The organism is Acidobacteriota bacterium, from assembly GCA_033549365.1.
Classification (GTDB): domain Bacteria; phylum Acidobacteriota; class Aminicenantia; order Aminicenantales; family Saccharicenantaceae; genus JAWSUF01.
The window spans coordinates 26,467-53,121 of the sequence record JAWSUF010000002.1 but is presented as its reverse complement, the minus strand read 5'-3'; the positions used below and the strand labels follow the sequence as shown (position 1 = coordinate 53,121).

Here is a 26,655-nt window from a genome sequence, read left to right as displayed (position 1 = left end):
GTAGTTGAGCTACGTCGAGCAGGCCGGGACGAAATCGATGTGGTGAGATCGGCACGCCTGAAAGGGAAAAAACGCATTGCAGAAAAGAAGCAAGAACCGGCGTTTTTTCCGCACAGTTCCGGATCCGGGATCCCCCCTGCGCCCGGCGGAAGCCGGAAGATCGATCGAGGCGCTGTTACAATTTGGAGGCGAGGAGTTTATCGGCTCCGGCGGAGATGATATCCCAGGCTTCAAGGACGTGGCGCTCTTTGGTCGTCCGCTGGCCGACGACGAGCCGCAGGGTATAAGCACCGCGAAGCGCGGTGTGAGTCAGGAAGACCCGGCCCGTGCTGTTGACCCGTTCGAGAAGCTCGGCGTTCAGGGCGTTCAGCGTTTCGGGTGGGCGGCCGGCGTTCAGCCGGAAGCAGACAAGGCTCAGGTCAGCAGGCGCCAGGAGTTCGAACCGGGAATCGTCATCGAGGCGGCTCTTGAACAGGCCGGCCAGCCGGATGTGCTCTCGAACCATGTCGCGGATCCCCTCGACGCCGTAGCTTCGGATGACGAACCAAAGTTTCAGGGCGCGGAAGCGGCGTCCGAGCTGAATACCCCAGTCGCGGTAATTCCGGACCACGGCATCCTTTCCCGTCTTGAGATATTCGGGGTGGATCTCGAAAGTCCGGATGAGAAGACCCGGGTCGCGGACGAAATAGACGGAACAGTCGAAGTTGGTCAGCATCCATTTGTGCGGGTTGAAAACGAAGGAATCGGCCGCCTCGATGCCTTTGAGAATCCGGCGCTTCTCCGGCAGAACGGCCGCCGTTCCCGCCCAGGCGGCGTCCACATGGAGCCAGAGACCCCGGCGGCGGCAGATCGCGCCGATTTCCGGTAAGGGATCGACGCCCCCCGACGAAGTCGTCCCCACCGTGGCGGAGACACAGGCCGGGACAAAGCCACGCTCCAGATCGGCGGCAACGGCCGCCTCGAGCTTGTCCGGAATCATGGCGAACCGCACATCAGTCGGGATGCGAACCAGGTTGTCCCTGCCGTAACCCGCAATCTTGACGGCCTTGTCGACGCTCGAATGAGCCTCCTCGGAGGCATAAACGCGGAGCGTCTGCCGAATGCCTCTCTCGTTCGATGAAAAATCCGTCGCCCGCTCCCGGGCCGTCAGCAGGGCGCACAATGTCGCCGTCGAGGCCGTGTCCTGGATCACCCCATTCCAGCTTTCGGGCAGTTCAAGCATGCCGCGCAGCCAGTTGCAGACGACCTCCTCGAGCTCGGCGGCCGCCGGCGATGTCAGCCAGACCATGCCCTGAACCCCGAGACCGGCGGTTAAAAACTCGGCCAGGACGGAAGCGGGACTGGTGTTGGCCGGAAAATAGGCGAACCAGCCGGGGTGCTGCCAGTGCGTGATCCCCGGAAGGATTGAGGATTGGAAATCCCGGAGAATCTCGTCCATGGGTTCGGCAAGATCCGGAGGCTCCCCGGGCAGTCGTTTTTTCACATCTCCGGGGCCCAAAGGCGACCGAACCGGGTATTTTTCGATATTTTGCATGTAATCGGCGATCCAATCGACGATTTCATGGCCGAAACTCCGGAATTCCTCGTTGGACAGTCCTATTTCTCCGGTTTTGTCGCTCATTTCCGTCTCCCTCGAAACCCGCCCAAATATACTCCCCCTGGGAAGAAATCTCAACCCAGACAGGGTTTTTCTGTCGAAAAAGCATCTTTTCAAAAAACAGGATTTTTCGCCTGGTTTTCAGGCTTTTTTCGCCTGAAAAGGATCGTTTCGATGTAAATTAAATTTTTTCAAAAAAAGTGTTGCGTTCCTGTTTTCTCCTGTGGTATAATAGTTATTGGTTGATCGGAGGGGTCAGAAAATAATCAAGCAAAGGGAAATTTTACCGTTCTGTATTTCTTCCCGGAAGAGCGCATCTCGAAATCTCTTTCCGCAAATCCGTAACATGCCCCGATTTCGCGCCGGTCGCGGTTTCGCATGGCTTCGGACCGCAACCTTTTTGGGGGTTCGCGCGTTTATTCTAGTGGAAAGCACGCAAAGATCGACATTGCGCTCCTTTTTTCCCCCAGAAAGCGCGGGCCCGGCCCGCGCTTTCTTTTTTAATTCTTGACATTGTCCTGCGCACGGCGTATATCTATTTCGTCCGGTCGGAACCGGGATCTTTGAACGACGCATAAGAGGCTTGAGCGGAGGGAAGCCCGTGAGAAACGGGCACAGCCCCCGCTACTGTAACCGGGGACGAATCCCAGACTGCGCCACTGTCCGGAAGGATGGGAAGGCCTGGGAGGAGAGCGATCCGGGAGTCAGGAGATCTCCCTCGAGCCTTTCTTCCCGTCTTCGGGTGGAAGACAGGGTCGTTTTTTTTTTGGCGGAGCGGGGGCAATCATCATAAGGAGATCGACATGAATCGCATGATGGCCGGCCTCGCCCTCGCCGCAATCGTCCTTTATCCGGCATTCGCCGCGGAAGACGCGGAAAAACAGCAAACCGTCAGTCACGAAATCGTTGTCACGGCGACACGCATTGAAACACCGCGCAAGGAAATCGCAAGCTCCGTCACCGTTCTTGCAGGCGCCGAACTCCGCCCTTCGGATTTCAAGGCCGTGATTGACGCCCTAGCGCCCTTTGCGGGAACCTCAATTCAGCGAAACGGGGGCCTCGGCGCCGTTTCCTCCATTTTTATACGCGGCGCCAACTCCGAACATACTCTTGTTCTTGTCGACGGCATCGAAGCCAACGACCCGGGAAGCCCTTCCCGCGCCTTCGATTTCGCCCACTTGACGCTCGATCTCGTCGACCGTATCGAAATCCTCCGCGGACCCCAGAGCACGCTCTTTGGCTCAGACGCGCTCGGCGGCGTCATCAACATCATGACCGCCCGTGGAAGCGGCAAACCCCGGACCGAGTTTTCCGGATCGGCGGGATCCTACGGCACTTGGGACAGCCGCCTGTCTTTTCGAGGATCTTCGGGGCAAACGCATTACGCCCTGAGCCTCTCAGCCCTGAAGAGCGACGGGATATCGGCCGCAAGCATCGCCTATCCCGGAAATACCGAAAGCGACGGCTACCGGAATCTGACCCTGGCCGGCCGGGCCGGCACATCTCTCCGGAAAAACATCGAGGCCGACCTGGTGTTTCGGGCCTCCGTCGCCCGAACCGAAATGGACAATTTCGGCGGGCCCTACGGCGACGACCCGAACAGCGTCCAGGACTTCGGATCCTTCTCCATCCGCGGAGAACTCCGGGGGCTGTTTGTCGAAAACCGGTGGGAACAGAAACTCGGCCTGTCCTTCGCCCGCTCGAAGCGCGAATATACAAACGACCCCGACGAGATTCACCCTTTCGACAGCGAACGCGGCCTCTATGAAGGAAGCCGGGTCAAGATCGACTGGCGGAACAATCTCTTTTTCCATTCCTCCCATACCTTGACGTTCGGCGCCGAAGCCGCATCGGAATTCGCCGAGTCGTCCTATGTCTCGGAAGGATTTTGGGGACCCTTTGTCAGCGAATTTCCCGGCAAGAGAGCCCGTTCGGCCGGAATTTATCTGCAGGACCAGGTCCGTTGGGGTGACCGGTTTTTCGCCACGGCGGGAGTCCGTCTTGACACCCACAGCCGGGCCGGGACCTCCGTGACCTACCGCCTCGCGCCGGCCTTCTTGATCGAATCAACGGGAACACGCCTGAAGGTCACTGTGGGATCCGGATTTAAATCTCCGTCGCTTTACCAGCTCTATGCCCCCGGAACCGCATGGGGCCCCATCGGCAACGCCGCCCTCGAACCCGAATCCTGTCTCGGCTGGGACGCCGGAATCGACCAGCGTCTCTTCGACGGCAAAGTCCTGTTCGAAGTTGTTCGTTTTCACAATGCCTTTCGCAATCTCATCCAGTTCGATTTCGGTCTCGGCTTCGTCAATATCGGCCGGGCCGTGACACAGGGAACGGAAATTTCGCTTGAAGCCCGTCCTGGCGACGGACTGTCGCTCCGCGCCTCCTACACCCGCCTTTCGGCTGAAGATACGGATACCAAAACGCCTCTTCTCCGGCGCCCGGCCGACAAATTCGGCGGCACCATTTTCTTCAGGTTTCTCGAAAAGGGCGAAGCCCGCCTTCAACTCACCCACACGGGAGAACGCCTGGATCGGGACTTCACCGTCTTTCCCTCCGCCGTCGTGACCCTTCCGGCCTATACCCTGCTCGACGCCTCCTTGTCCTTCCGAGCCGTCGGGGGCCTGACGCCGTTTCTCCGGATCGAGAACCTGCTCGACGCGCAATACGAAACCGTGTTCGGCTACGGGACCATGGGCCGCTCCTTTGCGGCCGGCTTCCGCTTGGGCCTCTGATCGGCAATCCGGCATTTTTTATCGTGACTAAAGCTTCCGCGTTTTTCGGCTTGAACATTCGCGCCGCCTCGGCTATGCTGAAAGCCGGATGGAAAACCTTCTCAAAGTCCTGAGAAAAGACCGGCCGGTCGCCGTCTTCGTTCACAACAATCCCGACCCCGACGCCCTGGCCTCCGCCTTCGGCCTGCGCATCCTCCTCAAAAAGCTCGGCTTCACCCGGGTTCGCGGGATCTATTTCAGCGGTCTCATCGGCCGGGCTGAAAACCGGGAAATGATTCGTCTCCTGAAGATCCACCTCACCCCGACAGAGCAGGCCCGCCGATACGAAAAATGGCAGGCCATCCTTGTCGACTGCCAGCCCTATACGGGAAACCTCATCCTGCCCGAAGGCTTGAAACCGACGGCCGTCATCGACCACCATCCCCTTCGGAAAAAGACGACACGGCTCCCTTTTTACGATGTCAGGCCGCAGTACGGAGCCTGTTCGACCATCATCGCCGAATACTTTCAAGCCGCCGGCGTCCCCGTGCCGGGCGACGCGGCCACGGCCTTCTGTTACGGCATCTCCAGCGAGACCCGACGTCTGGCCCGCGACGGGAGCGCCGCCGACAGGACGGCCTACCTTCACCTTCTCTCTTTGGCCAGCTTCAAGCGGCTTTCTCAAATCGAATATTCCCGTCTGTCACGGGAATTCATCGATCACCTCTCGAAAGTTCTCCTGAAGGCTTTTTACTGCAAGAATTTCGCGGGCGCTCTTCTGGACGATATTCCCTATCCCGATTTTCCCGCCGAGATGGCCGACTTTCTTCTGCGGATCCGCGGCATCACCTGGTCTCTCTGCCTCGGCCGGCATGGCGACACGCTTTATGTCTCCATCCGGAGCACGAACCCCCGGGCCGAGGCGTCGTCCCTCATCCGCCGTATCCTGCCGCGACAGGGCAAAAGCGGCGGCCACGGCATGGTCGCCGGCGGACAAGTGCGGATCGACTCCGCCGACCCGGCCCGGCTCATGGGTTTGAAACGTTCGATCCTCGACAAAATGCTCGACGCCGTCCGCTGCCGCGGCATCAAATTGACCCGCTTCGCAGGCGGGGATGACACCGATCCCGTCTGACGGGACCGGAGCCTTGCGAAAGGAGCCCGTCCCATGCGGCTGTCGAAAACGCAAAACGTCATGGCCGCGGCGCTGGGCGGCGCCTCAGCCGGATTCGTCTTCGCGGCCATTCCTCACACTCCGGTTTGGAAAGCGATCGAAATCGGTCACGCCCGGGCCTATGCCATTGAAGGCTTCGTCCTGCTCGCCGGCCGGCTTCTTCCCGGCGCGGTCTTGAATGCCATGGTTTCCCCTCTGGGAATTTTCGTATTTTTCATCATCCTCGGTATTCTGATGAGTCTTCCCGCCTCGCTGTTTGCCGGAAAAAAACAAACCGTTGCACGAATCCGTTTCACTTCGGGTGCGGCCTGGGCCTGGGCGGGATTCGCCTTTCTGTTTCTGGCTGCAACGGTCAAAACGCTCTTTTTCTATCCGGTCCAAACCATTATGTCTTTCCGGGGATTGATGTCTCTCGCCGCAGCCGCCGCCCTCGCCGCAGCCGTGGGCTTTCTGCTGAATCTCATTCTGAAAGCCGTCCGGCGGGCGGGCCCGGCCCTTGTCTTCGCGCCCGCGATCGTTGCGGCCGTGTTTCTCCTGCCGCTCGGCGGAAGCCGCGACGCCGCACCGGGGGACATTCGAAAGGTCCTTCTCGTCGGGATCGATGCCGCCACCTGGAACGTCCTCCTTCCTCTCATCGAGGAAGGCCGGCTGCCGCATTTCCGATCCTTCATGGAGGAGGGGAGCTATGGCCAGTTGAGATCCTACCTGCCGATCAGTTCTCCTCTCTTATGGACGACCCTTGCCACCGGAAAACGTCCGGCCGAACACGGCATCACGGGGTTCACCGTCCAAGCCCCCGAAACGGGCGCCGTTCTTCCCATTTCCGTGGGGACTCGAACCGCACCGGCCTTGTGGGATATCGCCGGAAATTCCGACAAGTCGGTCGGCGTCGTCAACTGGTACGGAGGATGGCCGGCCGAGGAAGTCAATGGAGTTTTCGTCTCGTCCCGGATCGGCTTGAGAACGATTCCTCTCCGGGTCCATCCTCCGGAAAGAACCGGCGAATTCGAGGAGTTGGCACCTGAAGAAGCCATTCTGGAGTCGGATCCGGTCTCCCGGCTGACATTCCATCTCTGGAACAAAGATCGCCCGGATCTTCTGATGGCGTTTTTTCCCCGCCTTGATTATCTTCAGCACCGTTACTGGAAATATCATGACCTCGCCCGCAACGGCCGCCTCAGCCGGCGTCTTCATCCCGGCACGCCCTCACGCGAAATCGAGAATCTCGGCGACGTCGTGCTTTCGGAATACCTCCGTCTCGACACCGTCCTGGGGAGACTGATCGAAACCTCCGGAAAGGATACCGCAATCGTCGTCGTTTCCGATCACGGCGCCGGTCCGGCCCAAGGTCCCCGGACCTTCAAAACCCAGCCTTTGCTCGAACGCCTCGGCTGGCTGCATCTCAAGCCCGGGACGAAGAACATCGATTGGAAGCGGACTCAAGTGTTCGACGGCAGCATGGACATCAATCCCAGCGGCCTGCCCCGGACGTTTCTTCTCAACAGCCGGCCCGAAGGGCCCTTCGGCGACGGGATGGAAGCCGGCGAAAGCCGCGCCTTCATCGCAGCGGCCTTGAATTCTCTCGATCATCTCCGAACGGCTTCGGGCCGCCGGGTGATCCCCCGCATCAAATCGGAAAAAGACACTGTGTCCGGAAAAACGAAAATCCTGGTTTGGATCAACCTGGACATCCCCGCCGACGACCCCGTGATTTTTTCCGATTCCTCCGTACCGGCCGGAGATCTTTTTCAACAACAGCGCCTGTCCGGCATGCACCGGCTGGAAGGGGTCATCCTGGCCCGGGGACCGGGCATCCGGAAGGGCTATCGGATCAAGGGCGCCTCGGTGATGGACATCGCTCCGACCGTCCTTCATCTTCTGGGGCTCCCGGCCGCCCGCGACATGGGCGGACGCATTCTGATCGAAATATTCGCGCCGGGATCCCCGGGCTCCCGCCCGTTGCGGCGCATCTCCACCTACCAGCCGGACGGACCCCGGCAACCCCTCCTCCCTGAAAAAACCGAGGCCGATGAAAAAATTCTCGAAGAGCTGCGCACTCTCGGCTATATCCGCTGAAATCAAGCCGTTGACAGGGGGTTTTTGCTGTGATACACAATCAGAGGAGGGTGTCATGTGGAAATCCATCTGCGTCAAGCTCGCCGTCGTTCTCTATGTCACGGCCGCGGCCGCATCCTGCGGGATCGGTCTGATGCCGTCCCAGGATGCCTGGTATGCCCGGCATTACTGGATCATGCAGGATTTCGAACGCGAAATCTACAGGGAGATCCCGAAAGCCGCCCGCCCGGAGTTCCAGGCTCTCTTCTGGGAGTTCCGGACTCATGAGGCAAAAAAGACTTTCGACGAGCGGCTCACCGCCGTGACCGCGGCCTTCAAGAATGAGAATTACCGCCAGCCCTGGAACACCGACCGGGCCCGTGTCTATCTTCTGAACGGGCGCCCGGCCGGCGTCGAAACCCGGCAGACCGATGACTGGTCGATGCGTTCGGCCTCCATTGCGGGCGGCGGCGGCGATTTCAGCGTGAACGATCGGACGAATGAAGACATCCAGGCGGTGACGGCGGAGATCTGGACTTATCCCTACGGACACCATATCGTCCAGTACGCTTTCACCTTTGTGAGGCCCAACGAATGGCGCATGTCTCCGGCGATTTTTGGAGACAATCGTTACGTCGGCGAACTGGAAACCCGCAACAAGGAAACCGTCTTCGGCATCACGGACATGCTCCGGTACCGGCAGCGGCTCCAGACACTCGGCAAGACGCCGTAACGGCTCGTCACAGGCCGGGACCCGCCGATGAGGCGGCGATAGAGGGGGTGCTATCGGAAGCGGATTCTGGTATAAAAGAGGGCATGGCACGTTCCGGAACAATGAGCCGCCGCCGGTTTCTCGGCGGCGCCGCGGCCGCCGCGGCCTCCCTGACCATTCTTCCCCGCCGGATTCTCGGCGGCCCGGGCTTTATCCCACCCAGTGACCGCCTGACCAAGGCCATCATCGGCGTCGGCGGCATGGGACGCGGGCATATCGCCTACAAAGGGGCCGAGCTTCTCGCCGTCTGCGATGTCGATGAGCGTCATCTGCGCCTGGCTCTTGAACTGTCCGGCCCCGGCGTCAAGGGCTATCGGGATTTCCGCGAAATCCTCGAACGGCCGGACATCGACATCGTCCATATCGCCACTCCGCCTCACTGGCACGGTCTGATGGCCGTGGCCGCCGCGGAGGCCGGAAAAGACATCTGGTGCGAAAAGCCGATGACCCGGACCATCGCGGAAGGCCGTGATATCGTCCGGGCCGTCGAACGCAACGGCAGGATATTCCGGGTCAACACCTGGTTCCGGTTCGAGGACGTCTTCTACGGATTCAGAACGACGGTCCGCCCCATCCGCAAACTCGTCCTGAGCGGAATGCTGGGCTGGCCCCTCAAGGCCACGATCAATGCCGCCACGGGATTCGACTGGAAGTTTTACTGGAGCGGACGGACAGGACTCGCGTCTCAACCCGTCCCTCCCGAACTCGATTACGACATGTGGCTCGGGCCGGCGCCGTGGAAGCCTTACCACGCCCACCGGGTTCACGGCACGTTCCGGGGATACTGGGATTATGACGGCGGAGGTCTCGGAGACATGGGCATGCACTATCTCGATCCCGTCCAATATCTTCTGGATAAGGACGAGACGAGTCCCGTATCCGTCGAAGTCGACGCCCCCCAGCAGCACCCTGACGCCTGCGGATCCTGGCGCCGAATCGAGTTGCGCTATGCCGACGGCTGCACCATCGTGCTGGACGGCGAAAACAGCGAAATCCAAGCGCCTTTTCTCGAAGGCCCGAATGGACGTCTCTATTCAGGTTTTCGATCCAACATCCCCCATCTGGCCAAACGGGTCGCCGAGCTGCCCGATCCCGAGCCGATGGAAACCGACTTCTCCCGCTGTGTCAGAACCCGGCGCAAGTTCGCCCTCAACGAGTCCAACGCCCATCGCTCCTGCACGCTGGTCAATATGGCCAAAATCGCCGTCCAGCTCGGACGGTCCCTGCGCTTCGACCCGGACACGGAGACGTTCATCGGAGACCGGGAAGCCGACCGCCTGGTCCGCCAGCCCATGCGGGCGCCCTGGCGGATATAAGGGGCGGAGAGAGAGAACACTCATGATTCACAGCGAACGCCGGCGGATCCAAGTTGTCGTGCTATCCATCTTTCTTGCCGTCTGTCTCCTGCCCGTTCTCGAAGCCGCAAAAGACATCGCCGGCCGCGTCGACACCTTCCTGGCCCGATACCCGGCTTCCTCCATCAGCGAACGGGACCTGTTGAGCCGGGAGATTCTGGATCTCGGCCCCAAAGCCCTTGACAATGTCATTTCACGCCTGCAGGAGCCTTTCATCGGGCCGGCCGTCGCCGCCGAATACGCGCTCAGCGGGCTTGCTCACACGGTGACACGGCCCGGAGCCGAGAAGGAGAGACGGGCTTTCATCCAGGCTCTTCACCGGGCTCTTCGGAAACCCGGTCCGGTCGAAGTCCGGAGTTTCCTCATCTCCCAGATCCGGCTCGCGGGCGGAGTCGAAAGCGTCAAGATTCTGGCTTCTTTTCTGGCGGACGACAGGCTTCGAGACCCCGCCGTCCGGGCCCTGGTCTCCATCGGAGGTTCTCGTGCCGAAACCGCCCTCCTTCGGGCCGTCGAAAAGGCGCCTGGGGCCGCCCGCATCGATTTGCTCAACGGACTGGCCGAGATGCCCGTCCGGAACGCCGAAAAGCAGCTCCTGGCCCTGGCTGCGAATCCGGATCCTGAAATCCGAAGTGCGGCCCGGCACGCTCTCGCCGCCTCCGGTGATCCCCGGGCGCTTGATGTCATCGGCCGGGTGAGCCTGACCGCTCCGGCTTCGGAAAGGGATTTCGCTCCTTCTCTCTATCTCCGGTATGCGGAACGGCTGGCCGAAAACGGCCGGCGCGAACTCAGTCTGAAAATCGCCCGCAAGATTCTCACCGCTTACACAACACCGAGGGAAAGCCGCGTCCGCTGCACCGCTCTGAGTCTTGTCGCCTCGATCCTGGGTGACGCCGTCCTGCCGGACCTGCTCGAAGCCGCGAAGGACCCTGATCCGCAATTTCGCGGACAGGCCCTCAGGCTGGCCGCGGATATCCGTGGCGAAGAGGCGACCCAGGCCTGGATCTCTCTGATGAAAGAGTCCTCCGCGGAAATCCGGGCGGGAATCATCGCCATGCTGGGCGAGCGCGGCGACCTGATCGCCTTCCCTCCCGTCCTCAAAGCCCTGGGAAGCGATCATTCCGAAGAACGCCGGGCCGCCGCCATGGCATCCGTTCGTCTCGGAGGCCCGGGGACCGTCCAGCATCTCTTTCCGCTTCTGGAAACGGCGGATGTCGAAGAGGCTGAAGATATCGCCGAGGCCCTGCTCCAGGCTCCCGCCGATTTTATCGTTCCCCTTGTCGTCCGGAACTACGAAGAGTCCTCCCCCGCGGGCCGGGCCGTTCTTCTCAACATTCTGGCCGCGCGCCGGGCTCATGACCACATCGAATTCGTCATTGAAAAAATCAGGGACGAAAACCCCGACATCAAACGCGCCGCGCTCGCGGCTCTCGAAACCATGGCCGCCCCACGGGATCTGCCCCGCCTTCTCGATCTCCTCCTCAACGCCTCGGAAGCCGCCGAGACGGTCTCGCTTCAAAACGCCGTCGTCGCGGCCGCAACAGGCCTCGAAGACCCCGAAAGCCGCGTCGAGCCGATTCTGCAATTCCTGAATCGTTCGACGGATCGCGAGAAAATCGTTTTTCTGCGCCCCCTGGGCCGCCTGGGCGGAAGAGCGGCCCTCGACGCCGTCGCCGCGGCGACGGGAAGCGGGGATATCCGTCTGCGCAGCGCCGCCGTGAGCGTCCTTGGACAATGGACGGACGCCTCGCCCGTCGACATTCTTAAGGAAATCGTTTTGTCTTCCGGCGACCGGAGGGTGAGAATTCCGGCCCTGGAAGGTTGTGTCCGTCTCGTCAATCGAAGCCGATGGAGCGCAACCGACCGCTTCGCCGCTCTCAAAACCCTTTACGATTTCCTGGAAAAGGAGGAAGACGGAAAAATCGTCGTCCGCGCTCTGGGCTCCGTCCGCTCGCCGGAGGCTTTTCGTCAGTTGACGGAGGCTCTCGAAAATCCGGTTCTGGCCCGGGAGACTGTTCACAGCCTTTTCCGGGCGATCGACGGCGCAACACCGGATGAATGGTGGCTTCGAACCCACGAAACCGTGGCGGCCGTCAAGAAAGCCCGGAATCTTTGCGTCGAACCGGAAGACCGGGCCCAAGCCGCCCGCCTTCTGGAAGAGGTTCTGGCCGCCATGGGATACCGGCCGTTGTTCAACGGACACGATCTTTCGGGCTGGCGCGGCCTGGCCGCCGATCCTCCGGTTGCGGCGAAGATGTCGGCCTCGGAACTCAAGGCGGCCGCAGGCAAGGCCGAAGAGGACATGCGCAACCATTGGAGTGTCTCGAACGGGATTCTGGTCTTCGACGGGAAAGGCCGCAATCTCAGCACGGAAAGGAATTTCGGCGATTTCGATCTTCTTGTCGACTGGAAGATCGCACCCGGGGGAGACAGCGGCATCTATCTCCGCGGGACGCCCCAAGTCCAGATTTGGGACGCCGCGGCGAATCCGGAAGGCAGCGGCGGCCTCTACAACAATCAACGCGGCCCCTCCAAACCCCTCAAACCGGCCGACAATCCGGTGGGGGAATGGAACGCCTTCCGCATCGTCATGATCGGAGAGAGGGTCTGGGTTTTCCTGAATGACGAACCTGTGGTGGACGGCGTCCTCATGGAAAACTATTGGGACGCGAAAAAACCAATCGCCTCATTCGGACCGATCGAGCTCCAGGCCCATGGAAACCCCCTTTGGTTCCGGGATATCTATATCCGCGAGATTCCCAGGGATAGGATCGGAACCGTCGCCCTGCCACACGCCGGAGAACTCGCCGAGGGATTCACGGCGATGTTCAACGGCCGGGATTTGACGGGCTGGACGGGCGACCTCAAGGGCTATGCGGCTGAAAACGGCAAGATCGTCGTCCGCCCCGAACAGGGAACGGGCAACCTTTACACGGCACGGGAGTATGCCGACTTCGTCCTGCGGTTCGAATTCAAATTGACGCCCACGGCCAACAACGGTCTCGGCGTGAGAACGCCCCTCCAGGGCGACGCCGCCTACGCCGGAATGGAAATCCAGATCCTGGACGACGGTTCGCCCGTCTACCGGAACCTCCGCCCTTACCAATATCACGGGTCGGTCTACGGCATCATTCCGGCCGCGAGGGGCGCGCTCAGACCCGCCGGGGAATGGAACACCCAGGAAGTTGTCATGAACGGGCGCCGGGTGACCGTCATCCTCAACGGCCGCATCATCGTGGACGCCGATCTGGATGAAGCGACGGCGGGCGGCCCCATGGACGGCCGGCCTCACCCCGGTCTCCGGAATCTCCGGGGCCATATCGGTTTCCTGGGTCACGGCTCCCGCGTGGAGTTCCGCAACATCCGCATCAAACCGCTTTCCGGAATGGATCCCCGCCCATGAGCGATCGGAATCTTTCCTATGTTTCCCTTCAGAAGGGGTTGGCGGAAGCGCTGGCTCATCTCAAGCCGTCCGACCATTTGTGTCTAATCCACGCAAACCGGGAAGAATGGAAAAACGCCGTCATTCCGTTTCTCCGCGACGGTCTCGGAAAAGGGGAAAAGTGCCTTTATATCGTCGCGGATCGGACGGTGGAGGAGATCATCCAAAATCTCGAGTCCGAGGGCCTCGATCCGAGGCTGGACATATCCAGGGGAGCCCTGAGCATCCTTGACCACAGCAAGACCTACACCCGCCGGGCGGCCTTCGACCCCGATATCATGATCGCCGATCTTGTCGAGGAAACTCAGAACGCCTTATCCCGGGGCTTCTCCGCCCTGAGAATCACGGGCGAGATGAGCTGGGCGCTCCAGGGACACCCGGGATCGGACCGGATCATGGAATATGAAGCGAAACTCAACCGGGATTTTTTCCCTCAGCGTGCCTGCCTGGCCCTCTGCCAATATGACAGATTGAAATGTCCTCCGGAGATCATCAAATCCGCCATTCTGACCCATCCCTACATCATCCATGAAAACCGCATCTCCAGGAATTTCTATTACATTCCCCCGGAGGAATTCCTCGACAAAAAACAGCCGGATCTTGTCGTGCGGCAATGGCTGGAAAACATCAAGCGCGAAAACCTGCATGAGGTCCGATATCAGGTCTTCCTGGAATCGACGTCCGATCCGGTCTTTTTGAAGGATGAGCGGTTTCGCTATATCATGGCCAACCGGGCCTTTCTGAATTTTCTCGGAAAACGGGAGGAGGAGGTGTTGGGCCGAAAGGATTCCGACCTCCTGCCTCCGAACATCGCCGCATCGTTCCGGTCGACGGACGAAAAGGTGCTGCAACATGACGGTCTTATCGGCCATGAGGAAGTCATCGACGGACGCATTTATGAATCGCGCCGGTTTCCCGTGCCCATGAGCAGAGGTCATGCGGGTATCGGCGGGATCCTGCGCGACGTCACGGACCGGAAGAACGCCGAGGCCACCGTTCGAAAGAGCGAGCGCAAGTACCGGGATTTTTTCAGAACCTCCCGGGATTGCATTTTCATCACCTCCCCCGAGGGGCGTTGGGTCGATTTCAACGATGCGGCCATGGAGCTTTTAGGTTACAATGAACGCGCCGAACTGGCCGCCGTGCCCATTCAGGATACCTACGCCGATCCTGGAGAAAGAAAACATCTCTTGGAGCTGCTGCAGGGGCGGGATTTTTTAAGAGATCATCCCCTCGATCTCAAGCGCCGGGATGGGACCGTCATTCATGTCCTGATCACCGTCGCGGTTCTCCGCGATGTCGAAGGCCGCATCGAATCCCTTCAAGGCACACTCCGGGACGTCACGGAACAGAAACGGGCCGAGGCGAAATTGAAAACGGCATTGAGGGAAAAGGAGATTCTTCTCCGGGAAATCCACCACCGCATCAAGAACAACATGCAGATCATTTCGAGCCTGCTCAGCCTGCAGGCTCGTACGGTTCCCAGTCCCGAGCTGAAAGAGATTCTGGCCGTCTTCCAGGGCCGTCTCAAATCCATGGCCCTCATCCACGAAAAGCTCTACCAATCGAAGGATTTCTCCGCCGTCGATTTCCGGAGTTATATCGAAGTCCTGACGGCCCACCTTTTTTCGCTGTCCGGTTCGGAGAGGCAGGGCATCCGGGCGGAACTCGACGTCGAGGACGTCCGGCTCGACATCAACCGGGCCATTCCCTGCGGCCTGATCATCAATGAGCTCGTGTCCAACGCCCTGGCCCACGCCTTTCCCGAGGGCCGGTCCGGGGCGGTGCGCATCGCCATGAAAGCGGAGGAGGGCGACCGGTTTGAATTGACGATCGCCGACAACGGATGCGGCCTTTCGGCAGGTGTGAATGTCGCTGATCCGGCCACGCTCGGCCTTCAGATCGTCCGGGATCTCGTGCAGCAGATCGACGGCACACTCTCGCACACCGCGTCGGATGCGGGGACCTTATTCACCATCCATTTCTAGTCTGATTATTCACAAAACGCCGAAATTCATTTCAGGGCGATCGTGGTTGAGGCCGCTCCCCCCTTGACGCTGTCGTAAGTAAAGGTTGCGCTGCCCGACCCCTTGACGACGTACATGACAGTCCGCGTCGTCCGGCCCGGATGCCCGTTGCGGACGACAATGCGCTTGAGGTCCTTCTGGTCGATGAGATCGACCGTCGAGGGCCGGACCTGATAGAGCGCCAGGTTGTCGATGAAGCCGGCCGCAACGACTTCCAGGTTTTTCCCTTCGAGACGCATCAGATCGGGGCGGACGACGTTGTTGCGGGCCGCTTTCTCCAGGATGGTCGGCGTGACCTTCGGATTCGAAACCTCGACGAAGACGCGGAAGACGCCGCCGCCGGATTTCTCGACCGAAGTCTCGCCGATCCGGATGAGCGGCATCTCGTCGGCCTGGTAGATCGTGAACGCGGCGTTTCTGTGGCACATCTCTTCGCTCATGAAACGCGGCGGAATCCGGCCGTGATATTTTTTCCAGGCTCCGCCGATCTCGATCCGGCCGAACTGCGGGTGGTCGAAAGGCTTCCAGTCGAGATACTGGTCGCCGAACTCCAGGTGGCGGTCGAAGAAGTCGCGGGCCACGGCCGGGGCGATGGGCGATTGCGGATCCTTCTGCTGGTCCTTGAGAGCCTGGCTCGTGAAATACTGTTCGCTGCTCCAGAGCTCGTTCGAAAAAGACAGGATCCCCAGGCCGTCGTTCGTCCAGTCGATGAATCCGCCGTGGACCGTGTAGAGCCCGGACCAGATGACGAGATACCGGTAAAAGGGCAGCATGCGCTCGCCGGTCCTGGCGAGTTCATCGTAGGCCTGGACGTCGCTGAAGGGATATTCTCCGGCGCCTTCCGCTCCCGGGCCGCGGAGGATCATTCCGCCCGAGTTGTGATAGGCCTGCAGCCCGGCAATGTTGGGGTGGGTCATCAGGAAGTCGTTGACCGCGCGGGTTTCGGGAAGCTGGAAGGGATAGTCCATGGCACCGCGCTGGATGTAGTCGGGCTGCCAGTCGCTCGCCCAGTTCCGGTTGGCGTCATAGCTTCCGGGACCGTCCTCGTCGACGAATCCGTCGCCGTCGTCGTCGAGGCCTTCCCAGCCGAGATGGATGTAGTCGCCCGTCTCGCCCGGCGGGACCGGTTCGATCATATTCGGGTTGGTGGGCGAAATCCGGTGCGTGCCCCGGCCGGGAACATGCTTCCGCATCTGTTCGATGAAGCCGTTGCCGTTGAGATCGTTCGGGCCGTCCTCGTCGAAGAGTCCGTCGCCGTCGTCATCGACCGGGACGTGGCCGGTACGGGCCGACCGGTTGGCCTCCGCCATGAAATATTGCCGGCCGTCGGGATTGACGGTCGGGATGATGTAGAAGACCCGTTCGTCGACGATCCGGGTGAGGTCGGGGATCCGGCCGTAGTTTTCCATCATGTACCAGATGGTATACAGGCAGACCTCGGCGCCCTGGATCTCGTTGCCGTGGATGTTGGCGTCGATGTACATGGCCGCCTTGCTCATCTCGGGGCCCGTGTCGGGATTGTTGACGACCATGAGGAGAATGTCGCGGCCCTGGTAACTCTTGCCGATCGATTTGACCGTCAGGAACTTGGGCCAGGCGGCCTGGAGGCGCCTCATGTCGGAGTAGAGCTCATCGACGTCTCGCCACCGATTGAAATCGATTTTCAACTTGAAGGGCGGATCGGACGCTTTCTGCCCCGGCGCGGAAACGGCGGCCGGACCGATGGAAAGGCTGAACAAGGCGGCCAGCCCCAGGATGACGATCGTTTTGAAAGAGGCGGTTTTCATTGCGGTTCTCATCGGGTTCCTCCCTTCATCTCAACACGACCGAGGCCGTGTCGGCTCCACCTTTCTGCGACACGACCCGGATCTCCACCTTGTCTCCGGGCTTGCCGCGGATGAGCCATTCGAATTTCGCCCGGCGGCCGGAGCCGTCGAGAGCCGATAGGAAGTTCGTCTTGGGGTTTCCGGCGATGACGTCGTCGGGCGGAACCTGGATCTGCACCATGATCGGCCGCGACCCCCGGGATGCGACACCCTGGGCCAGGGCCGTCGGCAGAAATCCGCTATTTTCGATCTCCGCCTTGATATGGAAGAATCCGCCGCCGTGGGCCGTCACATCGGTCGAGGCGAAACGGACCCTGGGGAAATGCGAAAGAAGGTGAAGCGCGAACTTGGCGTGCGCTTCTCCAAGACCGGGAAGAGCGGAGGCCGGAGGATTGGATAAGGCATGGGGCTTGAACCCCCCGATCTCGACTTCGCCGAGTTCCGGATGTTTGAATTTCGTCCAGGAAACGAATCCGTCGATGCCCTCGGCATCCATCCATTTGAGCATCTCCCGGTCGATTCCGGATGCGGCGGCGGGCGCGGCGGCGGTTTCGGCGCCGCGTCCGGCCATCATCTGGCGCATGAACTGGGCGCCGCCTCCCGCCGCGGCCATGGCCGGCCTTTCTGCGGCCGGAGTGGGCGTCCGGCCTGCGGCCTGCGGTGTGGCCGCGCGCTGAGGGGCCGGTGCGGGGATCCCCCAGCCCGGGGTCGAAAAGGACGGGACGCCGAACTGGAAGTAGCCGTATTGGAAAAAGGCGCCCTTGGCTTCCCGGACGGGGGGAAGACGGCGAATGCCGGTGAGTTCGACATAGGTCTCGCCGATCGCGCGGAAATATTCGATGTCGGCGGCGTTGACCGTGACGGCCGGATTTCGGGCGGGCATGCGCGGGCGTCCCGTCTGTTCAGGCTGTGCGGACCTCTGGAACAGCGCCAGCATGGAGGGATCGAAGAACCCGCCGCCGGCCATGCGTCCGAATCGCCCGAACGGGGATCCGGTCTGGAACATGCCGGTCTTCGCGGCATCGGTGACCGATTCTTCGGCGAACCGCAGAAGGTCGATTCCGCGCTCGGGCCCGAGACGGCCGGTGCGGTCGGGAGGAACGACGAGGTTGTCGCTTGCGCCGAATGTCAGGATCGCGGCGACGTTCCGGCGCGCGACGATCCAATCCATAAGGGCCTGGGATTCGGCCTCGCTGATCATGTGGGGACCGGCATCGGGCTGATAGTAAGGATAGGCATGGGTGAAATTGCGATTGATGTCCGTACCGCCCGGAGGATCCTCGGCGATGAAACCGTCGCCGTCCATGTCGCGGCCTTCCCAAAACACCTTGTAAACGCCCTTTTCGCCTTTCCCGGCCTCGGCCCGGCGCAGGAGCCGCGGCTCTTCGGGGTCGGCGATATAACGGCCGTCGGGCGACTCGACGCGCATGACGGTGATGACGCCGTCCTTGTTCAGATCTTCGGGACCGTCTTCGTCCGTTCGCCCGTCGTTGTCGAGATCCCGGGGAGAAAGGTTGGTTCGCCGGCCCGTCTTGACGGACGCAAACATGTCCTCGGCGCCGTCCGGATTCATTCGGGGCGCGATATAGACGGTCTGTTCATCAAGACATCGCTTGACTTCGGGGTCCCTGGCATAGTTTTCAAGGAGATGGCGGGCCAAGTGAAGGGCCAGGGCGCTGCCGACGATCTGGTCGGCTTCGAAGTTGGCCCCGACGAAAAGCGCCGGGCGTTGTCCGGGAGGAACTCCGGCGGCGTTGGCGATTTCCAGAAGCCAGATGTCGCGGCCTTCCCGGGTCTTTCCGATCGATTGGAGGCGGGCGAGGTTCTTGTGGCCGGATACGAGACCGCGGAGAGAAGCGGAGAGGGTCTCATGATTCATATATCCGGCCGTCTCATTCTTGGCCGCCGGGACGGCAGCCGGGACAGCCGACGAAGCCAGGAAAAAGACCGCCAGAACGGCCGCCGAAATCCCGGCCCGGTTCCTTGTTCGGAATCGATTGTTCACATCCACCTCCTGTTTCCGGGGCGCGCGGATCGCGGCTCCCGGTCGATATCAAAGATTTGTAAAAAACCCAGACACGTTCATGGGAAATAATGAATACCTGCATTTCCGGGAATAGCGGGAATATCCGAAGAAAGCCCTCGAGTCAAGGGGGCTGTGAAATCGCTCATAAGATATATTAGACGCATTTCAAACGTATTTCTTCCCTGTTCCTCAGATCTTCAGGTGCTTTTTTCGGTTTCGTTGAAAGCTTGTAACGCTGTTTTTCCAACCAAAAACACAGTTCTAAGCAATTTTTCAAACTGATGAATTTTCTTATCAACTATTCAATAAGGCCGGCGGCCTTGAGGATCTCCAGGTAATTGAAAATCGCCGGCAGGGTGGACTGACGCTCAAACTGGGCGTCGAGCATGTGCTTGATATCCAGGACACTGCGACGTCCGTTGATCAGAAGCTGAAGCTCGAACGTGTTGGCCAACCACAGATCGCCGCGGCCCATGATCGGATATTTGTCCCGTATTTCCTTGGGGACCTGGTTGATGTATTTGCGATATTCGGCATAGCCCTCGGCCGCCACTTTGGGTGTCGGGCGGGGCACGATGTTCGCCGCCTTTTTTTCGAGATCGGTCATGACGGGCCGCACGGGAGCGACACCGCGGTTTCGGGCCAGGGTTTCCATATGAACCTGAAGGGCATCGACATGAGCCTGCCCCAGGGCATCCACAGTCTTTTTCATCCGGTCGATCACGGCACCCACGGATTTTTTGTCCTGGGCCAGTTCGAGAATGGAGTCCAGCGTTTCTTTCTCGTTCATGACGGCGGCCCGGATCCGGGATCGGGCGGCCTTGTCGGCCGCGGCCAGGTCGGCCGCATCGGAAGAATTCAACGTCTCCATGGCCGCCATGAGCTGATGTCCCAGGCGCCGGGCGGCGTTGCTCGCCGTTTCGCCCGCGATGCGGGCGGCCATGGCATCATCGGCCGAAGCCACGATATAAGCGCCGGCGGCGCCGATCACGGCAACGCGCCGAAGCTGGGTCGGATCGGACTTGTCGGCCAGATCCCCCGACATGTGATACCACTGATCGGGCCAGGCGATCATCATGATTCCCGGAACCCGGACGGCCCAGTCGTTGAAGACCATGTGGTCGGAGGCGCCGTAATGGGTCTCGATGGAATAGTGGAATGGTTCGTCGGCGCCGAAGGGCGCGACGATGCGCCGCGGGACGCGATCGGGGGTGCTGCGGTTCTGAATGCGTTCGCGATTGCCTTCCCCGACGTAGCGATAGACGTTTTCCATGACGTCGTTGATATAGTGGGGATTGCCGTAAGTCGTGCGCATCAGGCAGAAGAACGAATTGTTCTTCGACAGCCACTCGCCGACCATGTCCATGTTGATGTTGCAGAGGGTCTTTTCCATGAGATCCCTGTTGGCCTGGACCCAGCGGCCGATCCCCGAGAATTCCGGACCCCAGATGAAGCGGATGCTCCGTCGCGGCCGGGGGATCCGCCCCTCTTCGATCAGGGTGTGGAGGACCCGGGCGCACTCGAGAATGGCGGCGCTTCCCGAGATGTTGTCGTTCGCCCCCTGCTTTTGATATCCCTCGAACAGGTGCGCCGAAAAAATGATTTCTCCGGCTTCAGGATCCGTGCCGGGGATTCGGCAGACGACGTTTTCCAGGTCGACGGTTTTCGTTTCCGCCTCGACTTGGGCATGGGCCACGATTTTTTCTCCGGCCAGAAGGCGGGCCTTGAGAATGGATCCTTCGCGGAAATTGAGATAGAAACCGAATTTGGGCGTTTCGGTCGACGTGTCCCGCCAACTGCGGATCCCGCTCCACGGGATCTGATGAACCGGGTCGAAGGTCGCTCGGGTCATGCTGATCGCGATGACGCCCACGGCGCCCTGGCGAAGGCAGGCTTCGGTATGGACTCCGGGCAGGCTGCCCTCCGTGACGACGATTTTTCCTTCGACGCCGGCCGCCTCGATCTCGGCTTTCGTTCCGCGGCCGACCCAGACCAGCTCGGCCTTCGCATCGGTGTTCGAACTCCAGGCGGCCAGTTGGGAGAGCTCGTCATGAATCGAGGCGATTTTCCGCCGGCCCGGAGAGACTTCCCAAAGATCGCCTCTCAGCGGCCGCCAGGAGGGCCCGCCGGGGAACACCGCGACTTCGACATCGGACAAACCATAGCTTTTGAGCTTGCGGAGGATGACCTGGGTTTCGAAAAAGTATCCGTCATATTCCTCATCCAGGCGTTCACGGTTGAAGGCGTTGATCTCGGCGATGGTTTTCCAGGCCGCCTCCCCCGACGTTTCGCCGACGATTTCGTCCATTTGGGCCTGGGGAAGGAAGGTCCAGTACAGCCACGGCGTATACTGGGCGGCCGCCGCCGCAATCAAAACCAAAAAAGCCGCCGCAAAAACCGGGATGCGAATTTTATGGGACATCATTTCTCCTTATTCGGAAGGGGACCGGCTACAGGCCGTACTTCGCGATGAGCTCCTGCTTCGTTTTGCCCAGGATGTCGAACCGCTTTCCGACCTTGATGAAGGCGTCAAGAGCCTTGTCGAGGTGGTGGATTTCGTGGCCGGCCGAGATCTGCGTCCGGATCCGGGCCTGGCCCTGCGGGACCACCGGGAAGAAAAAGCCGATGGCGTAAATGCCTTCGTCGTAGAGGGCCCGCGAGACGTCCTGGGAGAGCTTGGCGTTGAAGAGCATGACGGGGACGATGGGCGTGTCGCCGTCCTTGAGAATGAATCCGGCCTCGGTCAGCCCCTTCCGCCAGTAGGCGGTGTTCGTCTCCAGTTTGTCCCGCCGCTCGGTCGAGGCCGAGAGAATCTCGAGAACCTTCAGCACGCCGGCCACGACGACGGGGGCGATGGTGTTGGAGAAGAGATAGGGACGGGCCCGCTGGCGGCACATCTCGACAAGTTCGCGGCGGCCGCTGACGCAGCCCCCGGACGCTCCGCCGAGCGCCTTGCCGAAGGTCGTCGTGATGATGTCGATCTCGCCCATCACGCCGCACTTCTCGTGCGTCCCGCGGCCGGTCTTGCCGATGAATCCCGAAGCGTGGGAGTCGTCGACGAGCAGCATGGCGTCGTATTTGGCACAGAGCGCGACCATCTCGTCGAGCTTGGCCGTGTCGCCGTCCATGGAGAAGACGCCGTCCGTGATGACGAGCTTGAGACGGCGGTCGGCATGAAGCTGGAGCTTGGATTCGAGATGGGCCAGGTCGGAGTGTTTGAAGGTGTCGTGGATCGCGCTGCACAGCCGGATGCCGTCGATGAGCGAGGCATGGACCAGGCGGTCCGAAATCATGACGTCGTCCTTGGTCAAAACGGCCTCGAAGACGCCGGCATTGGCGTCCATGCAGGAGGGAAAAAGGAGCGTGTCCTCGGTCCCCAGGAACTCCGTCATCCGGGCTTCGAGTTCGCGGTGGATATCCTGCGTGCCGCAGATGAAACGCACGGACGACATGCCGTAGCCGCGCGAGTCCAGCCCTTCATGGGCGGCCTTGATCACGTCGGGGTGGCTCGACAGCCCGAGGTAGTTGTTGGCGCACATGTTGATGACTTTCCGGAGCGAGGCGCCGGCCGGATATTCGACCTCGATGTCGGCGGCCTGGGGCGAATGGATGAAACGCTCGACCTTGAAGATGCCCGCGTCCTGGAGCGCCTTGATCTGGTCCTGGTAGAGGGTGCGGATTTTTTCGGGAAAGGCCATGGGGGATCTCGGATCAGCCCTTTTTCTGAACGAACCGGGTGACGAGGTCGGCGATCTTGTCGACCGAGTCGAAGGCCTCGGGCGTGGCATCGTCGTCGGGGATCTGGATTTCGTACCGGTTCTCCAGGAACCGCTTCAGGGAGACCATGGAAAACGAGTCCACGATGCCGCCCGAAATGAGGGGGGTGTCGTAGGCCAGGGGGTCGCTGTCGTCCTCAAGGTATTCCTTGGTGACATAGTCAAGAATGATGTCCTTCAGTCCTTCCATAATCGATTCTCCTTCCAAATCAATATCATTGCTATTTAGCATCAATCATTCACGAGTTGAGACGGCTGCTCAGAAAACCTTCTGTCTGTGCTTGAGTCGGGTCATACATGGGCATTTTTATGAATGAATGATGCTAATCGTTTTCGAGGGTGGAGGTGTCGCCGATCTCCTCGCCCCATTCCCTGGCGTGGAGGATGCGTCGCATGATCTTGCCGCTGCGCGTCTTGGGCAGGGCGTCGACGAACTCGATCTCCTGCGGCATGGCCAGCGGCGAGAGCTTCTTGCGGATGAAGTTCATGATCTCCAGGTCGAGATCCTTGGAGGCCGTGAAGCCCGGTTTGAGAGCAACGAAGGCCTTGACGACCTCGAGATTGATCGGGTCGGGCTTGCTGACGACGGCGGATTCGGCGACGGCCGGATGCTCGAGCAGCGCGGACTCGACCTCGAAAGGGCTGACGAGATGGCCGCCGGTGTTGATGACGTCGTCGTCGCGGCCGACGAACCAGAAGTAGCCGTCGGCGTCGATCCGGGCCCGATCACCCGTGATGTACCAGCCGTTCCGGAATTTCTTGGCGAAGGCCTCCTCGTTTTTCCAGTAGCCGCGCATCATGGACGGCCAGCCCGGCTCCAGGGCGACAAGTCCGATTTTGCCGGGCTGGGCGTGGGGCCGTCCGGTGGCCGGATCGAGGACGGTTCCCCGAATGCCGGGAAACGGCTTGCCCATGGATCCCGGCCGGACTTCCATCCCCGGGTAGTTGGAGATGACGATGCAGCCGGTTTCGGTCTGCCAGAAGGTGTCGAGGAAGGGCAGGCCGAAGACCTTCTGGGACCAGACAACGGCTTCGGAATTCAGGGGTTCGCCGACGCTGGCCAGGTGGCGCAGGCAGGACATGTCGAACTTCGGGATGAGGGCGTCTCCCGCCTTCATGAGCGACCGGATGGCCGTCGGGGCCGAGTACCAGACCGAGATCCGGTGTTTTTCGATGAACTTGTACCAGGCCTCGGCCGAGAAACCGGCGTCCAGAACACACTGCGTGATCCCCAGGCTGAAGGGGGCGATGATGCCGTAAGAGGTCCCCGTAACCCAGCCGGGATCGGCCGTGCACCAGTAAATGTCGTCATCATGAAGGTCGAGAACCCACTTGGCCGTCAGGTATTGGGAGATGAGCGAGTAGTGGACGTGGTGGACGCCCTTGGGCTGACCCGTCGTTCCCGACGTGTAGTGCAGGACCGAGGGCGACTCGGCCTTGGTCGGGAAGATGTCCAGCTTTTCGATGGCCGGCGCCGTCTCCAGAGAAAAGGTGACTTCCCGGTCGCGCAGAGGCGCCTTGCCGTCGTGGTCGACGATGATGATGTGCTTGAGATGGGGCAGCTTGTCGAGGATCTTTCGGAGCTTGGGGGCGTGCTTGCGCTGGGTGATGACGGCCGTCGTTTCGGCGTTCGACAGGCGGACATAGAGCGACTCGTCGCCGAAGGCCGAAAACAGGGGCTGAACGATGGCCCCGATCTTCAGGACGCCCAGGAACCCCAGATAGAGTTCGGGGATGCGGTCGAGGAACAGGCAAATCCGGTCGCCGTCCGTAAGGCCCAGGCCGCGGAGAAAGGCGCCGATGGCGTTGGAGGCCAGCCGGATGTCGTTATAGGTGAAGCGCTTTTCGGCCCCGGAGTGGCCTTCCCAGATGAGGGCGGGCTTGTCGCCTTTGCCCATGGCGCAGATGCGGTCGGTGCAGTACCAGCCGATGTTGATGTCATCGCCCGGCTTGTAGCCGAGTTCCTGCTCGGAGATGGACCAGGAAAAATTCTCGAGGCGTTCTTCGTAGGATCCGATGTGTGACATGACACTCCTTGTGCCTATTCGGCAATTTTTTCGAGGACGACGACGGCCGCCGCCGTCTCCTTCAAATGAGACAGGGACACATGCATTCCCGCGATGCCGTTCGCCTCGCAGAAATCCCTGACTCGACCGTGAACGGCCAGGCCGGGACGTCCCCGCTCGTCATTGACGATTTCGATGTCCTCGAAGCGAAGGCCGTCCCGCCAGCCGGTGCCGAGAGCCTTGAGGAAGGCCTCTTTGGCGGCGAACCGGGCGGCAAAGTGCTCTTCGCTCCGTTTTTTCGATTCGCAATACGCGATTTCCCGCTCCGTGAACAGACGGGCTTTCAACCCCGCCGTCCGGGCGAGATTGCGGGCCATCCGCGGAACTTCGATTATATCCAGGCCGAGGCCGAAAATCAACGCGCGAGGTCCGTGCATCGCCGCCTATTATAAGGGATTGCGCCGGATTTATCGACACCCCGCATTGAGTCATCTATCACTCTTCCGCAGAGTCGGGACACTTCAAGGGGAGTGTCCTCTTCCCCTGACGGAGACAACGCCATTCTCTTTAATCTATCATCGTTTTTCTTAGGATGGCATTTTTGGCGCTAAAAAAGCTGCTCTAAGACTTTTTGTTCAGCTTGAAAAAATCACAAATGCTTTATTTACTGCGATTTCCCAAAGCCAAGCAACGTTCTCCAACAACGCGGAACTTGTCGACGGCGAAGGCGATCTGTTCCGGGCTGTGGGCGGCGCTGATCTGAACCCGGATCCGCGATTTCCCACGGGGAACGACCGGGAAATAGAAACCGATGACGTAGATTCCTTCCTTCAGGAGTTCGTCGGCAAAGCGCTGGGACAACGCGGCGTCGTTCGGCAAATGACCGAGGAGGATGGGAACAATGGGGTGGGTCCCGGGAATGATGCGGAAGCCGGCCGCCGTAATTTGCTCACGGAACATCCGGGTGTTTCTTTCGAGGCGATCCTTGAGTTCGGTCGACTCCCGGAGGATCTTGAGGACTTCGAGAGTGGCTCCGGTGATGGCCGGAGACAGCGAATTCGAGAAAATGTAGGGGCGCGACCTCTGGCGGAGAAACTCGATGATCTCTCTCCGGCCGGAGATGCAGCCGCCCGAGGCCCCGCCCAGGGCCTTGCCGAAGGTCGTCGTGATGATGTCCACGCGGCCCATGACCCCGCAGTGCTCGTGGGTACCGCGGCCCGTCGGGCCGACGATCCCGGTGGCGTGCGAGTCGTCGACCAGAACCAGGCTGTCGTAGCGATCGGCCAGGTCGCAGATCCGGTCCAGGCGGGCGATGATGCCGTCCATGGAGAAAACGCCGTCGGTCACGATGACCCGCACCCGGGCATCCCGGGCCTCCTTCAGGCGGGCTTCGAGTTCGTCCATGTCGTTGTTCCGGTAGATCAGGCGCCGGGCGCGGCAGAGACGGACGCCGTCGATGATCGAGGCGTGGTTGAGCTCATCCGAAATGAGGGCCGCGTTTTCGTCAAAGAGCGGCTCGAAGACGCCGCCGTTTGCATCGAATGCCGAAGAATAGAGAAGCGTGTCGTCCATGCCCAGGAATTCCGAAAGGGCCTTCTCCAAATCTTTATGGACCTGCTGGGTGCCGCAGATGAAGCGGACGGAGGCCATGCCGAAACCCCAGCGGAAAAAGGCATAGTTGGCGGCGGCCATGACCCGGGGCTCGTTGCAGAGACCGAGATAATTATTGGAGCAGAAGTTGAGGACTTCGAGTCCGCTTTCGGTCTTGATCTCAACGCCCTGGGTCGTCGTCAGAACCCGCTCTTCCTTGTAAAGACCCTCGGATTTAATGGTTTCAATCCGGTTTTTCAGCTCTCCCATGAATGTTTTCGACATGCTTCTT

Annotated in this window: 16 protein-coding genes and 1 riboswitch; of the genes, 7 read left to right on the top strand and 9 right to left on the bottom strand. The window is 60.6% G+C overall.

Annotation, left to right across the window (positions count from 1 at the left end; genetic code table 11):
• Positions 1-175: 175 nt before the first annotated feature.
• Positions 176-1,621 (bottom strand): pyridoxal-dependent decarboxylase, encoded by a 1,446-nt coding sequence (locus SCM96_02980; protein ID MDW7759585.1) that lies wholly within the window; start codon positions 1,619-1,621, stop codon positions 176-178.
• 515 nt (positions 1,622-2,136) lie between these two features.
• A riboswitch (cobalamin riboswitch) is annotated at positions 2,137-2,333 on the top strand.
• Between the two features lie 67 nt (positions 2,334-2,400).
• Between SCM96_02980 and SCM96_02975 the strand changes: the two genes are divergently transcribed.
• The 7 genes from SCM96_02975 to SCM96_02945 all read left to right on the top strand — a co-directional run bounded on the left by SCM96_02975 (position 2,401) and on the right by SCM96_02945 (position 15,100).
• Complete coding sequence (locus SCM96_02975; protein ID MDW7759584.1) at positions 2,401-4,338, top strand: TonB-dependent receptor; 1,938 nt, start codon at positions 2,401-2,403, stop codon at positions 4,336-4,338.
• Between the two features lie 88 nt (positions 4,339-4,426).
• A complete protein-coding gene (locus tag SCM96_02970) occupies positions 4,427-5,452 on the top strand; it encodes a DHH family phosphoesterase (protein MDW7759583.1) in 1,026 nt (341 codons plus the stop codon).
• A gap of 33 nt (positions 5,453-5,485) precedes the next feature.
• Positions 5,486-7,567, top strand: coding sequence for an alkaline phosphatase family protein (locus SCM96_02965; GenBank protein ID MDW7759582.1), 2,082 nt, complete (start codon positions 5,486-5,488; stop codon positions 7,565-7,567).
• Positions 7,568-7,622: 55 nt separating this feature from the next.
• The gene (locus SCM96_02960; GenBank protein ID MDW7759581.1) at positions 7,623-8,279 is read left to right on the top strand and encodes a GWxTD domain-containing protein; all 657 of its coding nucleotides are present in this window, start codon (positions 7,623-7,625) and stop codon (positions 8,277-8,279) included.
• An 83-nt stretch (positions 8,280-8,362) separates the two neighbouring features.
• Entirely contained in the window at positions 8,363-9,634 is a 1,272-nt protein-coding gene (locus SCM96_02955; protein ID MDW7759580.1) for a Gfo/Idh/MocA family oxidoreductase, read from the top strand.
• A gap of 22 nt (positions 9,635-9,656) precedes the next feature.
• The gene (locus tag SCM96_02950; GenBank protein ID MDW7759579.1) at positions 9,657-13,073 is read left to right on the top strand and encodes a family 16 glycoside hydrolase; all 3,417 of its coding nucleotides are present in this window, start codon (positions 9,657-9,659) and stop codon (positions 13,071-13,073) included.
• Positions 13,070-15,100, top strand: coding sequence for an MEDS domain-containing protein (locus SCM96_02945; GenBank protein ID MDW7759578.1), 2,031 nt, complete (start codon positions 13,070-13,072; stop codon positions 15,098-15,100). Before SCM96_02950 ends, SCM96_02945 begins: the two co-directional genes overlap by 4 nt.
• 26 nt (positions 15,101-15,126) lie before the next feature.
• Here the strand turns inward: SCM96_02945 and SCM96_02940 are convergent, their stop codons facing one another.
• From SCM96_02940 to kbl (SCM96_02905), 8 genes are all read right to left on the bottom strand, one after another.
• Positions 15,127-16,938 (bottom strand): M14 family metallopeptidase, encoded by a 1,812-nt coding sequence (locus tag SCM96_02940; GenBank protein MDW7759577.1) that lies wholly within the window; start codon positions 16,936-16,938, stop codon positions 15,127-15,129.
• Between the two features lie 13 nt (positions 16,939-16,951).
• Complete coding sequence (locus SCM96_02935) at positions 16,952-18,970, bottom strand: M14 family metallopeptidase (GenBank protein ID MDW7759576.1); 2,019 nt, start codon at positions 18,968-18,970, stop codon at positions 16,952-16,954.
• Between the two features lie 319 nt (positions 18,971-19,289).
• Positions 19,290-21,413 (bottom strand): M28 family peptidase, encoded by a 2,124-nt coding sequence (locus tag SCM96_02930; GenBank protein MDW7759575.1) that lies wholly within the window; start codon positions 21,411-21,413, stop codon positions 19,290-19,292.
• A 28-nt stretch (positions 21,414-21,441) separates the two neighbouring features.
• Complete coding sequence (gene kbl, locus SCM96_02925) at positions 21,442-22,689, bottom strand: glycine C-acetyltransferase (protein MDW7759574.1); 1,248 nt, start codon at positions 22,687-22,689, stop codon at positions 21,442-21,444.
• A 13-nt stretch (positions 22,690-22,702) separates the two neighbouring features.
• Positions 22,703-22,957 carry an acyl carrier protein gene (locus SCM96_02920; GenBank protein MDW7759573.1) on the bottom strand — a complete coding sequence of 85 codons (255 nt, stop codon included), beginning with the start codon at positions 22,955-22,957 and terminating at the stop codon, positions 22,703-22,705.
• Between the two features lie 133 nt (positions 22,958-23,090).
• Positions 23,091-24,794 carry an acetate--CoA ligase gene (gene acsA, locus SCM96_02915; GenBank protein MDW7759572.1) on the bottom strand — a complete coding sequence of 568 codons (1,704 nt, stop codon included), beginning with the start codon at positions 24,792-24,794 and terminating at the stop codon, positions 23,091-23,093.
• A 14-nt stretch (positions 24,795-24,808) separates the two neighbouring features.
• Positions 24,809-25,210 carry a holo-ACP synthase gene (locus SCM96_02910; GenBank protein ID MDW7759571.1) on the bottom strand — a complete coding sequence of 134 codons (402 nt, stop codon included), beginning with the start codon at positions 25,208-25,210 and terminating at the stop codon, positions 24,809-24,811.
• A gap of 223 nt (positions 25,211-25,433) precedes the next feature.
• The gene (gene kbl / locus SCM96_02905; protein ID MDW7759570.1) at positions 25,434-26,648 is read right to left on the bottom strand and encodes a glycine C-acetyltransferase; all 1,215 of its coding nucleotides are present in this window, start codon (positions 26,646-26,648) and stop codon (positions 25,434-25,436) included.
• Positions 26,649-26,655: the final 7 nt, after the last annotated feature.